Source organism: Pseudomonas brassicacearum, from assembly GCF_009601685.2.
Taxonomy (GTDB): Bacteria; Pseudomonadota; Gammaproteobacteria; order Pseudomonadales; family Pseudomonadaceae; genus Aquipseudomonas; species Aquipseudomonas kilonensis_B.
This window is the reverse complement of record NZ_CP045701.2, coordinates 1574747-1593351: the sequence shown is the minus strand read 5'-3', so window position 1 is coordinate 1593351 and position 18605 is coordinate 1574747. Positions and strand designations below refer to the sequence as shown.

Annotated in this window: 16 protein-coding genes and 1 riboswitch; of the genes, 12 read left to right on the top strand and 4 right to left on the bottom strand. The window is 62.8% G+C overall.

Annotation, left to right across the window (positions count from 1 at the left end; all coding sequences use genetic code 11):
* Positions 1 to 35: 35 nt before the first annotated feature.
* Positions 36 to 857 (top strand): HDOD domain-containing protein, encoded by an 822-nt coding sequence (locus GFU70_RS06985; RefSeq protein ID WP_058543851.1) that lies wholly within the window; start codon positions 36 to 38, stop codon positions 855 to 857.
* Between the two features lie 174 nt (positions 858 to 1031).
* Here GFU70_RS06985 and GFU70_RS06980 read toward each other — a convergent pair whose 3' ends face one another.
* Both GFU70_RS06980 and GFU70_RS06975 read right to left on the bottom strand, forming a co-directional pair.
* Positions 1032 to 2423, bottom strand: a complete 1392-nt coding sequence (locus GFU70_RS06980) for a sensor histidine kinase (protein WP_153387777.1) — start codon at positions 2421 to 2423, stop codon at positions 1032 to 1034.
* Positions 2416 to 3087, bottom strand: a complete 672-nt coding sequence (locus GFU70_RS06975; protein WP_003198779.1) for a response regulator — start codon at positions 3085 to 3087, stop codon at positions 2416 to 2418. Before GFU70_RS06975 ends, GFU70_RS06980 begins: the two co-directional genes overlap by 8 nt.
* A gap of 427 nt (positions 3088 to 3514) precedes the next feature.
* Here GFU70_RS06975 and GFU70_RS06970 point away from each other — a divergent pair, with 427 nt between their 5' ends.
* The 4 genes from GFU70_RS06970 to GFU70_RS06955 are packed head-to-tail and all read left to right on the top strand — an operon-like array spanning position 3515 to position 7555.
* On the top strand, positions 3515 to 4507 hold the full coding sequence (locus GFU70_RS06970; protein ID WP_058543853.1) for a Bug family tripartite tricarboxylate transporter substrate binding protein: 993 nt from the start codon (positions 3515 to 3517) through the stop codon (positions 4505 to 4507).
* 55 nt (positions 4508 to 4562) lie between these two features.
* Positions 4563 to 5024 carry a tripartite tricarboxylate transporter TctB family protein gene (locus tag GFU70_RS06965; RefSeq protein WP_058543854.1) on the top strand — a complete coding sequence of 154 codons (462 nt, stop codon included), beginning with the start codon at positions 4563 to 4565 and terminating at the stop codon, positions 5022 to 5024.
* Position 5025: 1 nt separating this feature from the next.
* Positions 5026 to 6540 carry a tripartite tricarboxylate transporter permease gene (locus GFU70_RS06960; RefSeq protein ID WP_058543855.1) on the top strand — a complete coding sequence of 505 codons (1515 nt, stop codon included), beginning with the start codon at positions 5026 to 5028 and terminating at the stop codon, positions 6538 to 6540.
* Entirely contained in the window at positions 6533 to 7555 is a 1023-nt protein-coding gene (locus GFU70_RS06955; protein ID WP_153387776.1) for an AbrB family transcriptional regulator, read from the top strand. Before GFU70_RS06960 ends, GFU70_RS06955 begins: the two co-directional genes overlap by 8 nt.
* Positions 7556 to 7641: 86 nt before the next feature.
* Here the strand turns inward: GFU70_RS06955 and ung are convergent, their stop codons facing one another.
* Entirely contained in the window at positions 7642 to 8334 is a 693-nt protein-coding gene (ung, locus tag GFU70_RS06950; protein ID WP_058543857.1) for a uracil-DNA glycosylase, read from the bottom strand.
* Positions 8335 to 8465: 131 nt separating this feature from the next.
* Here ung and GFU70_RS06945 point away from each other — a divergent pair, with 131 nt between their 5' ends.
* Positions 8466 to 9578: an enoyl-CoA hydratase/isomerase family protein gene (locus tag GFU70_RS06945; protein ID WP_058543858.1), complete on the top strand. Its 1113-nt coding sequence runs from the start codon at positions 8466 to 8468 to the stop codon at positions 9576 to 9578.
* 214 nt (positions 9579 to 9792) lie between these two features.
* Here GFU70_RS06945 and GFU70_RS06940 read toward each other — a convergent pair whose 3' ends face one another.
* Positions 9793 to 10206 (bottom strand): hypothetical protein, encoded by a 414-nt coding sequence (locus tag GFU70_RS06940; protein WP_081264505.1) that lies wholly within the window; start codon positions 10204 to 10206, stop codon positions 9793 to 9795.
* A gap of 305 nt (positions 10207 to 10511) precedes the next feature.
* A riboswitch (guanidine-I (ykkC/yxkD leader) is annotated at positions 10512 to 10613 on the top strand.
* A 60-nt stretch (positions 10614 to 10673) separates the two neighbouring features.
* On the opposite strand from GFU70_RS06940, the gene GFU70_RS06935 reads away from it, so the two are divergent.
* From GFU70_RS06935 to uca, 6 genes are all read left to right on the top strand, one after another.
* Positions 10674 to 11741 carry a putative urea ABC transporter substrate-binding protein gene (locus GFU70_RS06935; RefSeq protein WP_116642991.1) on the top strand — a complete coding sequence of 356 codons (1068 nt, stop codon included), beginning with the start codon at positions 10674 to 10676 and terminating at the stop codon, positions 11739 to 11741.
* 15 nt (positions 11742 to 11756) lie between these two features.
* Positions 11757 to 12572, top strand: coding sequence for an ABC transporter permease (locus tag GFU70_RS06930; RefSeq protein ID WP_153387775.1), 816 nt, complete (start codon positions 11757 to 11759; stop codon positions 12570 to 12572).
* A complete protein-coding gene (locus tag GFU70_RS06925; RefSeq protein ID WP_058543861.1) occupies positions 12569 to 13357 on the top strand; it encodes an ABC transporter ATP-binding protein in 789 nt (262 codons plus the stop codon). Before GFU70_RS06930 ends, GFU70_RS06925 begins: the two co-directional genes overlap by 4 nt.
* A 14-nt stretch (positions 13358 to 13371) precedes the next feature.
* A complete protein-coding gene (locus tag GFU70_RS06920; RefSeq protein ID WP_058543862.1) occupies positions 13372 to 14097 on the top strand; it encodes an urea amidolyase associated protein UAAP1 in 726 nt (241 codons plus the stop codon).
* Between the two features lie 11 nt (positions 14098 to 14108).
* Positions 14109 to 14750, top strand: coding sequence for an urea amidolyase associated protein UAAP2 (locus GFU70_RS06915; RefSeq protein WP_058543863.1), 642 nt, complete (start codon positions 14109 to 14111; stop codon positions 14748 to 14750).
* Between the two features lie 209 nt (positions 14751 to 14959).
* Positions 14960 to 18601 carry an urea carboxylase gene (gene uca, locus GFU70_RS06910; protein ID WP_153387774.1) on the top strand — a complete coding sequence of 1214 codons (3642 nt, stop codon included), beginning with the start codon at positions 14960 to 14962 and terminating at the stop codon, positions 18599 to 18601.
* Positions 18602 to 18605: the final 4 nt, after the last annotated feature.

Here is an 18605-nt window from a genome sequence, read left to right as displayed (position 1 = left end):
TCGCAGCATTTGTCGCAACACCCTAGAGAACCGAAATGAGCGATTTGGCGGATAAGGTCCAACGGGATTTGGTGCAGGCCATCGATAACGATGACTTGGTTCTGCCAACATTACCGGAAGTGGCCCTGCAGATTCGCCGGGCCGCCGAAGACCCGGAAATCAGCGTCAGCAACCTGAGCAAAGTGATCGGTCGCGATACGGCCCTCTCGGCACGCCTGATAAAAGTGGTCAACAGCCCGTTGTTGCGCGCCACCCAGGAAGTCACCGACTTGCACACGGCCATCACCCGACTGGGCGTCAACTACAGCAGCAACCTGGCCATCGGCCTGGTCATGGAGCAGATTTTCCACGCCCGCTCCGAGGTGGTGGAATTGAAGATGCGCGAAGTCTGGCGCAAGAGCCTGGAGATCGCCGGCGTCAGCTATGCACTGTGTCGCGGTTATACCCAACTCAAGCCCGACCAGGCCGCGCTGGGTGGGCTGGTGCACCAGATCGGCGTGCTGCCGATCCTGACCTATGCACAAGACAACAATGAACTGCTGTCGGACCCGGTCAGCCTCAACCATGTCATCGAAACGATTCACCCGGTGCTGGGGGACAAATTACTCAGTGTCTGGGAGTTTCCGGAGCGATTGGTGAAACTGCCAGGGCTGTATCTGGATTTCACCCGGGACTCCACGCAAATCGATTATGTCGACCTGGTGCAGGTCGCAGCGCTGTATTGCTACAAGGACACCGATCATCCCCTGAGCAAGATTGACGTGTTTGGGGTTCCGGCCTTCAAGAAACTGGGCATCGACCCGGAGAACAAGGCCCGGTGTGCGGATATCGAAGAAGCGCGGTCGATGTTCTATTAACAACCAATGAATTTGAGCCAGGCACTCAACCTGTGGCGAGGGGATTTATCCCCGCTGAGCTGCGAAGCAGCCCCCGGATTTATCTGTCACCGCGGTATCTCAGCCGAGTCGTAGGGGGCCGCTTCGCGACCCAGCGGGGATAAATCCCCTCGCCACAAAAGAGCCAGCTCTGGATCAGTCTGCGCCTGGGATAAAACTCACCCGCACCTTCAACCCGTGCTCCTGCCCGTCGTGCAAGGTGATCTGCGCCAAGTGCGCACGGCAGATTTCACCGACGATCGCCAATCCCAGCCCCGAACCGGCCACTTGCTGGTTGCGTCGATAGAAGCGCTCGAACACCCGGTCCCGTTCGTGCAGTGGAATGCCTGGGCCATCGTCCTCGACTTCCAGCACGGCCGGCGCAGAAACCCGCAGGATCACATTGCCGCCCGATGGGGTATGGGCCAGGGCGTTGTCCACCAGGTTGCTCAATAACTCGTTCAACAAGGTCGGCTCGCCCCGCAGCCATACCGGCTCGTCGGCTTCCAGGGCCAGTGCCACCCCCCGGGCATGGGCCAGTGGAGCCATGGCCATGCCCAACTCACGGGCCAACTGAGTGAGATCAAGCAGTTGCGCACCGCCCTCGGCAATGGCCCGGGCGCCGTTTTCCACACGCGCCAAGGACAGCAGTTGGTTGGCCAGGTGGGTTAGCCGGTCAGTGCCCTGGGCCGCCGCTTCCAAGGTTTCACGCCAGGTCGCCGGTTCACTGGCACGCAAGCCCAGCTCAAGACGCGCCTTGAGCGCGGCCAAGGGCGTGCGCAGCTCATGGGCGGCATCGGCGATGAACTGCGCCTGACGCTCGAACTGCCAGCGCAGACGCTCGGTGAAATGGTTGAGGGCCCGCACCAGCGGCCATAATTCGTGCTGCACTTCCACCAGCGGCAACGGCCGCAGATCATCCGGCTGGCGTTCCTCCACCGCCGTGCGCAGGCGCTCCAACGGGCGCAATGCCGCGCTGACCGCAAACCACACCAACAACAGCGCGCCCACGGCCAGCATGCCCAGGCGCAACAGCGTGTCGGCCATCAACCCGCGGGCCATCCTGACCCGCGCCTCTTCAGTCTCCGCCACGCGTATTTCCGCCATGCCGTTCATGTTCGGCTCGCTCACGGCCTTGAGCAGGCTCACCACCCGCACGTCCTGGCCCTGATAGCGAGCGTTGTAAAAGCGCGCCAGGGCTGGGTAATCGTCCGTGCGGGGCGTCCCGGGCGGCGGGCCGGGGAGGTTTTCGTAGCCGGAAATCAGCTTCTTGTTGATGTCATTGACCTGGTAATAAATGCGTCCGGCGCTGTCGTAGGCGAAAGTGTCCAGGGCCACGTAGGGCACATCTGCGCTGAGGCTGCCGTCACGCGCCGAAAGGCCCGCGGCGATGGTCCGGGCCGAGGCCAGCAGGGTTCGATCGTAGGCAGTGTCGGCAGCCTCGCGACCATTCCAGTAGGCGCTCAAGCCGCTGGCGAGCATCAGTACCACCAGCAGCAATGCGAGGTTGCGAAGCAGCCGCCAGCGCAGGCTGTCGGGCTTATGCATTGCGATTTTCCAGCAGGTAGCCCAGGCCGCGGAACGTCACGATCGCCACCGCGTGACCATCGAGTTTCTTGCGCAAGCGATGGACATAGATTTCGATGGCGTCGGGGCTGGCCTCTTCGTCCAGGCCGAACACCTGGGCCGCCAGTTGCTCCTTGCTCATCACCCGCCCCGGCCGGGCGATCAACGCCTCCAGCACGGCTTGCTCACGGGACGTCAGGGTCAACAGTTCATCGTCAAGGGTGAAGCGGCGGGTATCCAGGTCATAGACCAGTCCGCCACAGCGCTGCTGGCGTTCGCCGCCCAGCACGCTACGGCGCAACAGTGCCTTGACCCGGGCCTCCAGTTCAGTGAGCTCGAATGGCTTGGCCAGGTAATCGTCGGCACCGAGGTTCAGGCCATGGACGCGGTCCTTGACGTCGCTGCGGGCGGTCAACATCAGTACCGGCAAAGTCTTGCCACGGGCCCGCAAACGCGCCAGCACCTCGAAACCGTCCATGCGCGGCAGCCCGACATCAAGCACCGCCACGGCGTATTCCTCGCTGCTCAAGGCCAGGTCGGCCGCGACACCGTCGTGCAGCACGTCCACAGTCAAACCCGTGCTCTTGAGCGCCTGGGCAACGCTTTCGGCGAGCTGCAAATGGTCTTCGACGAGCAGGACACGCATGGGTTATTCCTCGGTTCAGGGATGGCCGACGCCATTCTTTGGCGCGGAGTTTACAGCCGCATCCGCCACTGTGAAGCCAAAAAACACGCTGAAAGCTTTTGAAAGGTTAGCGAAAGGTTGGGCCATTAGAGTGCCTTTACGGGATAGTTTCGACTGACCGCCGCGACGCCTGATCGCGAATGAAAAATGCCACGAAGCGTTTTCATCCTGAATAAGAAAAATAAAAGCGGAGTATTCACCATGCTGTCCATGCAGCTCCAGGCCCCAGCGCCTGCTCGCCCTCCTCGCTTCAACCAGACCGCCTTGGGCGATGTCGCCCTGTATTCAATCCCGGAAACGACCTGCGCGCGCCATCAGCGATGACTTGGGCGGGATCCGTCAACGACAAATTTTCACCACACACAACAACAATCCTGTGGAGACAACAATGAACCTATCACTGCGTAAAGTAGCCCTGGCCGCCGGATGCCTGATGTTCGCCGGGCAGTTGCTCGCCGCTGATCCAGCCAAAGAGCCCAAGCGTCCCGAGTGCATCGCCCCGGCGGCACCGGGCGGCGGTTTCGACCTGACATGCAAACTGGCGCAAAGCGCGCTGGTCAACGAGAAACTGCTGACCAAACCCATGCGGGTGACCTACATGCCCGGCGGTGTCGGCGCGGTGGCCTACAACGCAGTGGTCGCCCAGCGTCCGGCCGACGCCGGTACGCTGGTGGCCTGGTCCAGCGGTTCGCTGTTGAACCTGGCGCAAGGCAAGTTCGGTCGTTTCGATGAAAACGCCGTGCGCTGGCTGGCGGCCGTTGGTACCAGCTACGGTGCCATCGCGGTGAAGAGCGATTCGCCCTACAAGAACCTCGACGACCTGGTAAAGGCCCTGAAGAAAGATCCAGGCTCGGTGGTGATCGGCTCCGGCGGTACCGTCGGCAGCCAGGACTGGATGCAAACCGCCCTGATCGCCAAGGCCGCCGGTATCGACCCGCGCAAACTGCGCTACGTAGCCCTCGAAGGCGGCGGTGAAATCGCCACTGCCCTGCTCGGTGGCCATATCCAGGTGGGCAGTACCGACATCTCCGACTCCATGCCGCACATCATGAGCGGCGACATGCGCCTGCTGGCCGTGTTCGCCGAGAAGCGCCTGGAGCAACCGGAAATGAAGGACATCCCGACCGCTCGCGAGCAAGGCTACGACATCCTCTGGCCGGTGGTGCGTGGCTTCTACCTCGGGCCAAAGGTCAGCGACGAAGACTACGCCTGGTGGAAAAACGCTTTCGACAAACTGCTGGCTTCCGAAGAGTTCGCCAAGCTGCGTGACCAGCGCGAGCTGTTCCCGTTTGCCATGACCGGCCCGGAACTGGACACCTACGTGAAGAAGCAAGTGGCTGATTACAAGGTGCTGGCCAAAGAGTTCGGCCTGATTCAGTAATCGTCTCTGTTCTCGCGGCGGCGCTGGCCCTGCCGGCGCCGCCCAGGAGTTAGTCATGCTCACCATCCAACGTATTTTTGCCGCGGTGTTGCTACTGGTCTGTATCGGCCTGGCGCTGATGGCTTGGCCCTATCAAGCCGCCTTTTCCTACGAACCGGTCGGTCCCCGCGCCTTTCCCTTGCTGATGATCGGGCTGATGGGGCTGGCATTGCTGTACATGCTGTTTCGCCCGACGCCCATCGTGCACAGCGATGACGATCCGCAACTGGACCGCGAAACCCTGCAGAAAATCGGCATCTGCGTGGCATTGCTGCTGGTATTCGCCGGGACCTTCGAACCCCTGGGCTTCATCCTTGCCAGCATCCTGACCGGTGTGCCGATGGCGCGCCTTTACGGCGGTCGTTGGGTGCCGAGCGTGGTGATCATCAGCCTGATGGCCATCGGTCTTTATCTGTTGTTCGACAAGCTGATGGACGTGCCGCTGCCCCTGGGCCTGCTCGACGTCCTGGAGAATTGATATGGATACCCTGAATTATCTCGGCCAGGGTTTTGGCGTTGCACTGACCCCCTACAACCTGGTCACGGCATTGACCGGCACCCTGATCGGCACCGTGGTCGGCCTGCTGCCGGGCCTGGGCCCGATCAACGGCGTGGCGCTGCTGATCCCGATTGCCTTTGCCCTGGGGCTGCCGCCGGAATCGGCGCTGATCCTGCTGGCCGCGGTGTACTTGGGTTGCGAGTACGGCGGACGTATCAGCTCGATCCTGCTCAACATCCCCGGTGAAGCCTCTACCGTGATGACCACCCTCGACGGCTACCCGATGGCCCGCCAGGGCCTGGCCGGCGTAGCGTTGTCGCTGTCGGCGTGGAGTTCGTTCATCGGCGCGTTCATCGCCACCTGCGGCATGGTGTTGTTCGCACCGCTGTTGGCCAAATGGGCGATCGCCTTCGGGCCGGCGGAATATTTCGTCCTGATGGTGTTCGCCATTGTCTGCCTCGGCGGCATGGCCGGCGACCGGCCGCTCAAGACGTTTATCGCGGCGCTGATCGGCTTGTTCCTGTCTTGCGTCGGGATCGATGCCAACAGCGGCGTGTACCGCTTCACCGGTGACAACATCCACCTGACCGACGGCATCCAGTTCGTCGTGCTGGTCCTGGGCCTGTTCTCCATCAGCGAAATCCTGTTGCTGCTGGAAAAAACCCATCGCGGCCAGGAAGCGGTAAAGGCCACCGGGCGGATGATGTTCAACTTCAAGGAAGCGGCGTCGGTCTTCACCGTGAACCTGCGCTGCGGCGTGCTCGGTTTCATCATGGGCGTGCTGCCGGGTGCTGGTGCGACGCTGGCCAGTGCCGTGGCCTACATGACTGAAAAACGCATTGCCGGCACGAGCGGCACGTTCGGCCAGGGTGACAAGCGCGGCCTCGCCGCCCCGGAAACCGCCATCGGCGGCGCGGCCTGCGGTGCGCTGGTGCCGATGCTGACCCTCGGCGTTCCCGGCTCGGGCACCACTGCGGTGATGATCGGCGCCCTGTCGCTGTACAACATCACCCCTGGCCCGCTGCTGTTCCAGCAACAGCCGGACATCGTCTGGGGCCTGATCGCGTCGTTGTTCGTCGCCAACGTCATGCTGGTGGTCCTCAACATCCCGATGATCCGCGTCTTCACCCGCATCCTGGCCGTGCCGAACTGGGCATTGGTACCGGTCATCGCGATCATCACCGGCATCGGTGTCTATGCGGTGCATGCCACCACGTTCGACCTGTTCCTGATGATCGGCATCGGTATCTTCGGTTACATCCTGCGCAAGTTGGAATTCCCGCTGTCGCCGGTGCTGCTGGGCTTCATCCTCGGTGGCCTGATGGAGCAGAACCTGCGCCGTGCGCTGTCGATTTCCAATGGTGCACTGGAAATCCTCTGGTCGAGCCCGATCACCCTCGGTTGCTGGATCCTGACGGTGATCATGCTGTTGATGCCAGTGGTGCGGATCTGGCGTCGCCGCAGTGCGCAACGTCGCGCCCTGGCCAATGTCTGAGGCAACCTTCAGACAGTGGTGGGGAACACCGCTGGTCGGCCTCGCCGGCGGTTACCTGGCCAGCCTGATCGGCTGGCCTTTGCCCTGGATGGTCGGCTCGTTGCTGGCGATCATCCTGGTGCGCTGTCTCACGCCGTGGCAATTGATGGAAATCCCCGGCGGCCGTAAATGCGGCCAATGGGTAGTGGGCATCGGCATCGGCCTGCACTTCACCCCCGTGGTGATGGAGCAGGTACTGAGCCACTTCGGCCTGATCTTCTTCGGCGCGCTGATCACCAGCGTGTCCAGTGTGGTGAGTGTCTGGCTGATGCGTCGCACCGGCGAGGACCGCGCCACCGCGTTCTTCTCGAGCATGCCGGGCGGTTCCGGCGAAATGGTCAACCTCGGCGCCCGCAACGGTGCGGACCTCAGTCGTGTTGCGGCGGGCCAGAGCCTGCGGGTGCTGGTGGTGGTGCTGTGCGTACCGGCCGCCTTCAAGTACCTGTTGGGCGAAGGCGCGCCGGTGCAACACGCCACGACGGTGGACTGGCTGTGGCTGGCACTCCTGTTTCCGGCTGGTGCCCTGCTCGCCTGGGTCTGGGGGCGCTTGCGCCAACCCAATCCCTGGCTGTTCGGGCCATTGCTGGTCAGTGCGGCGGTAAGCGTCGGTTGGGACCTGCACATCGGCCTGCCCAACGGCGCCAGCCAAGTCGGCCAGTGGTTGATCGGCAGCGGATTGGGTTGTCATTTCAACCGGCAGTTCTTTCGTCGGGCGCCATCGTTCATGGGCCGCACCTTGGTGGGTACGGTGTTGACGATGCTGATCGCCACCCTGGCGGCCTTGGGCCTGAGCACCTTGACCCACCTGGACCTGCGCTCACTGACCCTCGGCATGATGCCCGGCGGTATCGCGGAAATGAGCCTGACGGCCGAGACGTTGCAACTGTCGGTGCCATTGGTGACGGCGTTGCAGGTGATGCGATTGCTGTTCGTGCTGTTTCTGGCGGAGCCGTTGTTCAGGTACTGGAACCGGTAGGAGCTGCCGAAGGCTGCGATCTTTTGATCTTTATCTTTCGCTTGGGATTCAACAGGCAGTGAAAAGATCGCAGGCTTCGCCAGCGCCTACAGCGGCGGCAACCGCCAATCGATAGGCGCCTCGCCATGTTGCTCGAGGAACTTGTTGGTCCGACTGAAATGCCCGCACCCCAAAAAACCACGATAAGCCGACAACGGCGACGGGTGGACCGAGGTCAGCACCAAATGCTTGGTGGCGTCGATCAGCTTCTGTTTGCTCTGGGCATGGGCGCCCCACAGCAGGAAGACCAGGTTCGGCTGGTGTTCGCTGACCACTTCGATGACCCGGTCGGTGAAATGCTGCCAGCCCTTGCCTGCGTGGGCATTGGCGTTGGCACGCTCCACGGTCATGGTGGTGTTGAGCAGCAACACGCCTTGGTCGGCCCAGCTTTGCAGATAGCCATGGTTGGGAATATCGATGTTCAGGTCGCGCTTCAATTCCTTGTAGATGTTCACCAGCGACGGCGGCGCTGGCACACCCGGTTGTACCGAAAAGCACAAGCCATGGGCCTGGCCCGGGCCGTGGTACGGGTCCTGGCCGAGGATCACCACCTTGACCTTATCCAGCGGCGTGGAATTGAGGGCATTGAAAATCAGCGGTGCCGGTGGGTAAATCTCCTTGCCGGCGGCGTATTCACTGCGCAGGAATTCGCGCAACTCTGCCATGTAGGGCTGGTCGAACTCGGCACGCAGTGCCTGCTTCCAGCTCGGTTCGAGTTTGATACGGTCGTCGGCAGTCATGGTTGCATCCGGTAAAAACAATGGGCGCACCCTAGGAAAGGCTACATGGCTTGTCAATTGATCTGACACAGAACCGGCACTTTCCCACGCAGCGGTCATACTGATTATTCAAATTTCTGATCGAGGTCACGATGAATCTGCACTTCGAAGAGCTCACCGGCATCGACGGTGCCCGTATCGGCATCGCCACCCTGGACGCCGAAAAATCCCTGAATGCCCTGTCCCTGCCGATGATCAACGCCTTGCGTGATCGTCTCGATGCCTGGGCCCGGGAGCCGCAGGTCGTCTGTGTCTTATTGCGCGGCAATGGCGCCAAGGCATTTTGCGCCGGCGGTGAAGTGCGCAGCCTGGTGGAGGCCTGCCGTGCCCATCCCGGCGAAGTGCCACCGCTGGCTGCACAATTCTTCGCGGCGGAATACCGCTTGGACTTCAACCTGCACACCTACCCCAAACCCCTGCTGTGTTGGGGCCACGGCTATGTACTGGGCGGCGGCATGGGGCTGTTGCAAGGCGCCAGTACCCGCATCGTCACACCAAGCAGTCGCCTGGCAATGCCAGAGATCAGCATCGGCCTGTACCCGGATGTCGGCGCCAGCTGGTTCCTGTCGCGCCTGCCCGGCAAGCTCGGCCTGTTTCTCGGCCTGACCGGCGCCCACATGAATGCCCGGGACGCCATTGACCTGGGCCTGGCCGACCGCTTTTTGCTGGATGAACAACAGGACGACCTGATCGAAGGCCTGCTGCAACTCAATTGGCAGGAACAGACCGAGATGCAGCTCAACAGCCTGCTCAAGGCCCTGCAGCAGGAAGCGGTCGGCCAGATGCCCGAAGCCCAATGGCTGCCACGTCGACAGAAAATCGATGAATGGCTGGATGTCAGCGATGTGCGCTGCGCCTGGAAAGCCCTCAGCCTGCTGGTGGACAACCCGGATCCGTTGATCGCCCGGGCGGCCAAGACCATGACCGAAGGCTCGCCGCTGACCGCTTACCTGGTCTGGGAACAGATCGCCCGGGCCCGGCATTTGTCCTTGGCCGGCGTGTTCAGGATGGAATACACCCTGAGCCTCAACTGCTGCCGCCATCCGGAATTCAGTGAAGGCGTGCGCGCGCGGCTGATCGACAAGGACCACAAACCCCATTGGCACTGGCCGGACATCAACCATGTGCCCGAAGCGACGGTCGAGGCGCATTTTCACAAAGCATGGGAGGGGCGGCATCCATTGGCGGACTTGTCCAATGAGTAACGCCCCTGGCGTGACATTCTGTGAGAGTGACATCTGTGGGATGTGACATCTGTGGGAGCAAAGCTTGCTCGCGATAGCGGTCTGTCACTCACAGGGAAGCCGTCTGCTCCCCTCTCATCGCGAGCAAGCTTTGCTCCCACAGTGTTATCCCATCGGGTTTATTGCAGGCACAAAAAAAGCGGCGCTCAATGCGCCGCTTTTTTCTGCCCTGGTATCAGCGGTGGCTGTTGCGTCCATCGCGATCGCCACGTCCACGATCGCGATCGCCGCGTCCCCAATGATCACGTCCGCCTCGACCACGCCGGTCATCATTCCAGCCGCCCCGGTTATGGCCGTCCCAGCCACCCCGATTCGGATAAGACCGGTACGCTGCTCGCGGTGGCGAGTAGTAGCGTGGGCCTTGTTGGTAGTAACGCGGTGCCGAGTAATAGCGCGGCGCCGGTTGGTAATACCGCGGAGCGTAATAGCCACGCGGTGCCGAATAGTAACTCCCGCCACCGCTGTAATAGACCGGCGCCGGTGAGGTGTAGACCTCGGAACGGTAGTAGCTCGAGTCTGCGTCGTAATAAGGCACGCATGCCGAAAGAGTCAAACCGAGAAACGCAATGAGCAGCAGTCGTCGATACATGGCGGCCTCCTGGACCGCGAATGGGCCACATCAGCGACGCTGATGGGCGGCAGTCAACGTTGTGTGACTGACAACTACTCAGACAGCGAAATCGGAATCTGGTGCGATGGGGCAATAACTAGAAACATGTCGCTCGTCGCCCTCTTCCGGTGCGCGACGGCACCACAAGCAAGCACAAATCGGCTCACCGCTCATCCCTCCCCAACACTGACCCTCTCTGGTCCGGGCCTTTGCCCGAATTGGCACGGCTCTCGCTTTAACAAATTCCGTGCAGGAGTCATCACAGGTTCGCGGCACCACAATTTGCAATGGCTGACTAGGGTTCCGGCTCGCTTCTGGCGAGTGGCTGGTCCGAGAGTTGGCGACCTCCAGTTGAGGTTACACGGCGGGACAAAAGCCCGGGAGACAAGCCACCGTTCGCGGTGCCGCGTTGCTCCTGTCCGCCCTTGATCAACTGGAGAACCACCATGCTCAAGCTTCGTCTGTCCGCCCTGCTCCTCGCCGCCCTCTCGGCCCTCGCGAGCCTCTCGTCCGTCGCCGCGCAAAAAGACCACTTCAGCGTCTGCTGGACCATTTACGCCGGCTGGATGCCCTGGGAATACGCCGGTAGCCAAGGCATCGTCGATAAATGGGCGAAAAAATACGGCATCAAGATCGATGTCGTGCAGCTCAACGATTACGTCGAATCCATCAACCAGTACACCGCCGGTCAGTTCGACGGCTGCACCATGACCAACATGGACGCCCTGACCATTCCCGCTGCCGGTGGCGTGGACAGCACCGCGCTGATCGTCAGCGATTTCTCCAACGGCAACGACGGCATCGTCCTCAAGGGCGAGGGCAAGCAAGTGGCCGACCTCAAGGGCATGGACGTCAACCTGGTGGAACTGTCGGTGTCCCATTATCTGCTGGCCCGCGCCCTCGATTCGGTTGGCCTTGCCGAGAAAGACCTGAAAGTCGTCAACACCTCCGACGCCGACATCTCCGCCGCCTTCAACACCGACCAGGTCAAGGCCGTCACCACCTGGAACCCGATGCTCTCGGACATCAAGGCCCAGCCAGGCGTGAGCGAAGTGTTCAATTCCAGCCAGGTTCCCGGCGAAATCATGGACATGATGGTGGTCAACACCCAGACCCTCCAGGACAACCCAGCCTTGGGCAAAGCGTTGACCGGCGCCTGGTTTGAGGTGGTGGCCCTGATGAACGCAAAAAACGCGAGCAGCAAGGCAGCGCTGGAGCACATGGCCAAAGCGTCGGGCACCGACCTCAAAGGTTTCCAGGCACAACTGGACACCACCAAGCTGTTCGCCACGCCCAAGGAAGCCCTGAGTTTCGCCACCAGTGAACAACTGCCCGCCACCATGGGCAAGGTGGCCGAGTTCTCGTTCCAGCACGGCTTGCTGGGCGAAGGCGCCAAGAGCACCGACGCGGTCGGCATGACGTTCGCCAATGGCGTGACCCGCGGCGACAAGGCCAACCTCAAGCTGCGCTTTGACCCGACCTACGTACAGCTGGCCGCCGACGCCAAGCTGTAAACCGGAGGACCTGGCATGCGCCTGATCAACCGCTACCCGGATCGTCCCAGCCGCTTGTTGCTGGTGATCCTGCCATTCGCGCTGGTGTTGTTCGCCTACTTCATGGGCTCGGCCGAACGGTTGACGGACAACCCCAACGACAAACTGCTGCCCAGTGCCGTGCAGATGGCCGATGCGGTGAAACGCCTGGCCTTCACCGCCGACGCCCGCAGTGGCGATTACTTGCTCTGGCAAGACACCGCCTCGAGCCTGCGTCGGTTGGCCATCGGCCTGGGCATCAGCGCCCTGGCCGGGCTGTGCCTGGGCATAGCCGCCGGTACGTTGCCGCTGTTTGGCGCACCGCTGTCGCCGTTGCTCACCGTAGTGTCGATGGTGCCGCCGCTGGCCATCCTGCCGATCCTGTTCATCGTCTTCGGCCTGGGAGAACTGTCGAAAGTGATGCTGATTGTGATTGGCATCACCCCGTGCCTGGCCCGCGACCTGGAACAGCGCGCCCGGGAGATTCCGCCCGAGCAGCTGATCAAGGCCCAGACCCTCGGCGCTTCGACCTGGACCCTGCTGCTGCGGGTGGTGCTGCCGCAACTGCTGCCGCGCCTGTTGATTTCCCTGCGGCTGATGCTGGGTTCGGCCTGGCTGTTTCTGATCGCCGCCGAAGCCATCGCCTCTACGGATGGGCTGGGCTATCGGATTTTCCTGGTGCGACGTTACCTGGCGATGGACGTGATCTTGCCGTATGTGGTGTGGATCACCCTGCTCGCCTGGCTGATGGACTGGGGCCTCAAGCGCCTGACCCGCCGAGCGTTCCCCTGGTACGAGGGGGCGAAGGCATGAGCTTCATTACAGTGAACAACATCTGGCAACAGTATGCCGATCAGGTGGTGCTGGAGCGTTTGAACCTGAGCGTCTCTGAGGGCGAGTTCTGTACGCTGGTGGGGGCCTCGGGTTGCGGCAAGTCGACCTTCCTGCGGTTGCTGCTGGGCCAGGAACGCGCCAGTCGCGGGCACATTCTCCTGGACGGCGAACCCTTGGCCGGCGAACCGGATGCCAGCCGCGGTGTGGTGTTCCAGCGTTACTCGGTGTTCCCGCACCTGAGCGTGCTGGACAACGTGACCCTGGGCCTGGAGTTGCCGCGCTCACCGCTGTTGGGACGGCTGTTTGGCAGCGCCAAGCGCCAGGCCCGCGAAGAAGCCGCGCAACTGCTGGACAAGGTCGGCCTCGGCCATGCGCTGGACAAATACCCGGCGCAACTGTCCGGCGGCATGCAACAGCGGCTGGCGATCGCCCAGGCACTGATCATGAAGCCGCGTGTCCTGCTGCTGGACGAGCCCTTCGGCGCCCTCGACCCGGGCATTCGCAAAGACATGCATGCCTTGTTGCTGGAGCTGTGGCGCGAAACCCGGCTGACGGTGTTCATGGTCACCCATGACCTGTCCGAAGGTTTCAGCCTCGGCACGCGCCTGCTGGTGTTCGACAAGGTCCGTGTCGACCCGCACGCCCCCGGCGCCTATGGCGCGCGCATTACCTACGACATTCCATTGAACAGCGACCGCCGCACCGCCCGTGCCGCCGTCGACGCCCTGCCCGCCGAACTGGCCGGCACGTTGCGTATCGCTTGAAAGGAGTTTTTTCCATGACCGACTCGACCCAATTGTTTGCACCTTTCGCCGAAGAACTGCTGCCCGGTGGCGGCCACCGTTCCTTCGTGCTCAAGCGCGGCCAACTGCTGCGCCTGACCGACCTGCGCGGCGGGGCCAACGTGAGCCTGACGCTGCTCAACGCCAACGAGAAAACCGAACGCCTGAACCTGCCCGACAGCCTCAAATGCCAACACACCGCCAAGCTCACCGCCGGCCATTGCCTCTACTCCGACATGGGCCGGGTGCTGGCGGCCATCACCGCCGACACCTGCGGCTGGAGCGACAGCCTGGGCGGCGTGCTCTGCGCCGAGGAAGTCGCTGAAAAATACGGTCAGGGCCGTTATCAGGAACTGCGCAACGGCTTCTTTCGCAACGGCACCGACAACCTGCTGGTGGAACTGGGCAAGTGGGGGCTGGGCCTGTCCGATCTGCTGATGACCCTCAACCTGTTCAGCCGGGTCGATGTCGATGAGGCCGGAGGCTTTCACTTCGTTGAAGGCAACTCCCGGGCCGGCGACTACATCGAGCTGTACGCGCCGATGGACACTCTGGTGGTGCTGACCGCGCTGCAACACCCGATGGACCCGAACCCGCACTACGCCCCGCAACCGCTCAAGCTCAGTTGGATGAACGCGGACGCCAGCGTCGCCGAGCACTGTCGCCATTCGCGCCCGGAAAACCAGCGCGGCTTCATCAACACCGACCGCCTGTTCGCCTGAGGATCGCTGCCATGTCACTCGCCATCGCCACCGTACAAAAGCTGCCTGACGCCGCCATCTATCGCGCCACCATCCCCGCCGGGGAACCATGGCTGGTGGAGGTCAAGGCAGGCCAGACCCTGCGCATTCTCGACCTGGAAGGCAACCAGGCGGTCGATACGCTGTTCTACAGCCTGGCCAACCCCAAGGAACGCTACGACGTGCAGCGCACCCTGCGCCGGCAGAACAGCGTGTACCTGAGCACCGGCAGCGTGCTGTATTCCAACCTAGGCCAGCCGATGCTGACCATCGTCGAAGACACTTGCGGACGCCACGACACCCTCGGCGGCGCCTGCGCCCAGGAAAGCAACACCGTGCGCTACGCCCTGGAAAAACGCTACATGCACAGCTGCCGCGACAACTACCTGCGGGCCTGCGCCCACGACGGTCGGCTGGGCAAGGGCGACATCGGGCCGAACATCAACTTCTTCATGAACGTGCCGGTCACCGCCGATGGCGGCCTGACCTTCGAAGACGGGATCTCGGCGCCCGGCAAATACGTCGACCTGCGGGCCGAGATGGACGTGATCGTGTTGATCTCCAACTGTCCGCAACTGAACAACCCGTGCAACGCCTACAACCCCACGCCAGCGGAGCTCTTGATATGGAACTGAAACTTACCCGCCTGCGGCGCTGGTTGTTTGTGTTGTGCCAGAGCCGGTCGGGGCAGTGCATCAAATAGCACTAACCCCCCCCCCCAGGGTTCAGCGGTGTTTGTAAGGTTGATTATTTCGCTCACGGGGACGACCCCGTTGGCCATCGAAAACTGCGGGACGGCCCGCATCCCAGTTCAGGCAGTACGCATGCCTGAGGGGCCAATGCCATGTTCGAAAAAATCCTGATCGCCAACCGTGGCGCCATCGCCTGCCGCATCCTGCGGACCTTGCGTGAGCTGAAGGTCGAGGGCGTTGCGGTGTATTCCCAGGCCGACGCCGCCAGCTTGCATATCCTCCAGGCCGATGAAGCCCACTGCCTGGGCGAAGGCCCGGCGGCCGGTACTTATCTGGCGGTGGACAAGCTTTTGGCCATTGCCAAAAGCAGCGGCGCGACCGCGATCCATCCCGGCTACGGCTTTCTCTCGGAAAACGCTGCCTTCGCGCAAGCGTGCGAAGCTGCCGGTATTGCCTTCATCGGTCCGACGCCAGAGCAACTGCGCGTGTTCGGCCTCAAGCACACCGCCCGCGACCTGGCCCGCCGACACGGCGTGCCACTGCTCGAAGGCACTGAACTGCTCGACAGCCTCGACGCCGCGCTATTGGCGGGCACACAGCTCGGCTATCCGGTGATGCTCAAAAGTACCGCGGGCGGCGGCGGTATCGGCATGCGCGTGTGTCGCAGCGCCGCCGACCTGAGCGAATCCTTCGAAGCGGTCAAGCGCCTGGGTCAGAACAACTTCAGCGACGCCGGAGTGTTCATCGAAAAATACATCGAACGCGCGCGGCATCTGGAAGTGCAGGTCTTCGGCGACGGCCTGGGACAGGTGATCGCCCTGGGCGTGCGCGACTGCTCGGTGCAACGGCGCAACCAGAAAGTCCTCGAAGAAACCCCGGCGCCGAACCTGCCCGAGGGCATGGCCGACGAACTCTGCGCAGCGGCGATCCAACTGGCCCAGGCCGTGAACTATCGCAGCGCCGGCACCGTGGAGTTCGTGTTCGACAGCGACGCGGGGCGCTTCTACTTCCTGGAAGTGAACACCCGCCTGCAAGTGGAACACGGCGTCACCGAACAGGTGTGGGGCGTGGACCTGGTGCGCTGGATGGTACAACTGGCGGCCGGTGATTTGCCGCCACTGAACGAGTTGAGCCAGGGTTTGAAGGCCGAGGGCCACGCAATCCAGGCGCGCCTGTATGCCGAAGACCCAGGCCGGGATTTCCAGCCAAGCCCGGGGCTGCTGAGCGCCGTGAGATTCCCGCAGGCCGATGGCAAACAGTTGCGCATCGACACCTGGGTCGAGGCCGGTTGCCAGATCCCGCCCTACTTCGACCCGATGATCGCCAAGGTCATTCGTTGGGCGCCAACCCGCGAGCAGGCACGGCTGGGCTTGCATCAGGCGCTGGAGGAAAGCCTGCTGTATGGGGTGGAGACCAACCGCCAATACCTGCAACAAATTCTTCTCGACACACCGTTTGCCAGTGGCCAGCCCTGGACCCGCTGCCTGGAAGCGTTGGTCTATCGCGCCAACACCGTTGAAGTGCTCAGCCCCGGCACCCAGACCAGCGTTCAGGACTATCCCGGCCGCCTCGGTTATTGGGCGGTGGGGGTGCCGCCGTCGGGGCCGATGGACAGCCGTTCGCTGCGCCTGGGCAATCGCCTCTTGGGCAACGAAGAAGGTGCGCCGGCATTGGAAATCACCATGAACGGGCCGCTGCTGCGTTTCAACTGCAATGCCCGGGTGGCGGTGACCGGTGCGGCGATTGCCCTCACGCTCGACGGCGAAGCGGTGCCGATGAACACACCGTTGTCGATTGCTACTGGTGCCACCCTGGCGATCGGCAACATCTCTGGCGCCGGGGCGCGCAGCTACCTGTGCCTGCAAGGTGGCGTGCAAGTACCGGATTACCTGGGCAGTAAAAGCACCTTCACCCTCGGTCAGTTTGGCGGCCACGGCGGACGCGCGTTGTGCACCGGTGACGTATTGCACCTGGCGCCGCTGGACGCGCACATGACGCTGCCGCCAACGAGCGCGCCGATCCTGGAACTGCCAAGCGTGCGGCAGATCCGCGTGATCTACGGTCCCCACGGCGCGCCGGAATATTTCACCGAGCGCTACATCCAGACCTTCTTCGACACGGCCTGGGAAGTGCACTTCAACTCCAGCCGCACTGGCGTGCGCCTGATCGGGCCGAAACCCGAATGGGTCCGCGCCGACGGCGGCGAGGCCGGGCTGCACCCTTCCAACATCCATGACAACCCCTACGCCATCGGCGCCGTGGACTTCACCGGCGACATGCCCGTCATCCTCGGCCCCGACGGCCCGAGCCTGGGCGGTTTCGTCTGCCCGGTGACGGTGATAGAAGCGGACCTGTGGCAGTTGGGGCAGCTCAAGGCGGGGGACAAGGTGCGGTTCGTGCCGGTGGATATCTCCACCGCCCGATCACTGGCCCTGCAATGGCCCCCCTGTGGGAACGAGCTTGCTCGCGATAGCGGTCTGTCAGTCCCATCGATTTTGGATGTCCCGCCGCTTTCGCGAGCAAGCCCGCTCCCACAGGTGATTGTGTCGCCTGTGGTGTTGGATATCGGCCAGGACGACACCCGCCTGGTGGCGAGATTGGCCGGCGACACCCACCTGCTGCTGGAAATCGGCGCCCCCGAATTGGACCTGGTGCTGCGCTTTCGCGCCCATGCCTTGATGCAGGCGTTGGAACACAAACACCTGCCCGGCGTGATCGACCTCACGCCAGGCATTCGCTCGCTGCAAGTGCACTATCAACCCGAGCTAATGCCCCTGGCCGACCTGCTGCCCCTCATCGTCGGTGAATGGGACGCGGTGTGCGCCGCGCAGGACCTGCAAGTGCCGTCGCGCATCGTCCACCTGCCGCTGTCCTGGGATGATCCGGCCTGTCAGTTGGCCATCGAAAAATACATGACCACGGTGCGCAAGGACGCGCCGTGGTGCCCGAGCAACCTGGAGTTCATCCGACGCATCAACGACCTGCCCAACCTCGATGAAGTGCAACGCACGGTGTTTGATGCCAGCTACCTGGTGATGGGCCTGGGGGACGTCTACCTCGGCGCACCGGTCGCCACGCCGCTCGACCCACGCCATCGACTGGTGACCACCAAATACAACCCGGCCCGAACCTGGACCGCGGAAAACTCGGTGGGCATCGGCGGCGCCTACATGTGCGTGTACGGCATGGAAGGTCCTGGCGGCTATCAGTTCGTCGGGCGCACGTTGCAGATGTGGAACCGTTATCGGGACGTTGCCGCCTTCGACGGCAAGCCCTGGCTGCTGCGGTTCTTCGACCAGATCCGCTTCTACCCGGTCAGCGCCGACGAACTGCTGCGCATCCGTCGGGACTTCCCCCTGGGCCGCTTCGATCTGGAGATCGAGCACAGCCAGCTCAACCTCGCTGACTACCAGCGTTTCCTGATGCAGGAAGCCGACGGCATCGCCGCGTTCCGCCAACGGCAACAAGGCGCCTTCGACGCCGAGCGCGAGCGTTGGATCGCCAGTGGCCAGGCGCATTTCGACAGTGAGGAACCGGCCATCGCACCGAGCGAAGATTCGCCGCTGACTGACGGTCAACTGAGTGTCGACAGCCACATCGCCGGCAACCTCTGGCAGGTGCAGGTAGACGTTGGCGCACGGGTCGCCGCCGGTGATGTGCTGGTCATTCTGGAGTCGATGAAAATGGAAATCCCGCTGCTTGCGCCCTCGGCCGGCGTGGTGCGCGAGGTGCGCGTCCAGCCAGGTTCTGCGGTGCGCGCCGGACAGCGCGTCGTGGTGCTGGACCGTGACTGAACTC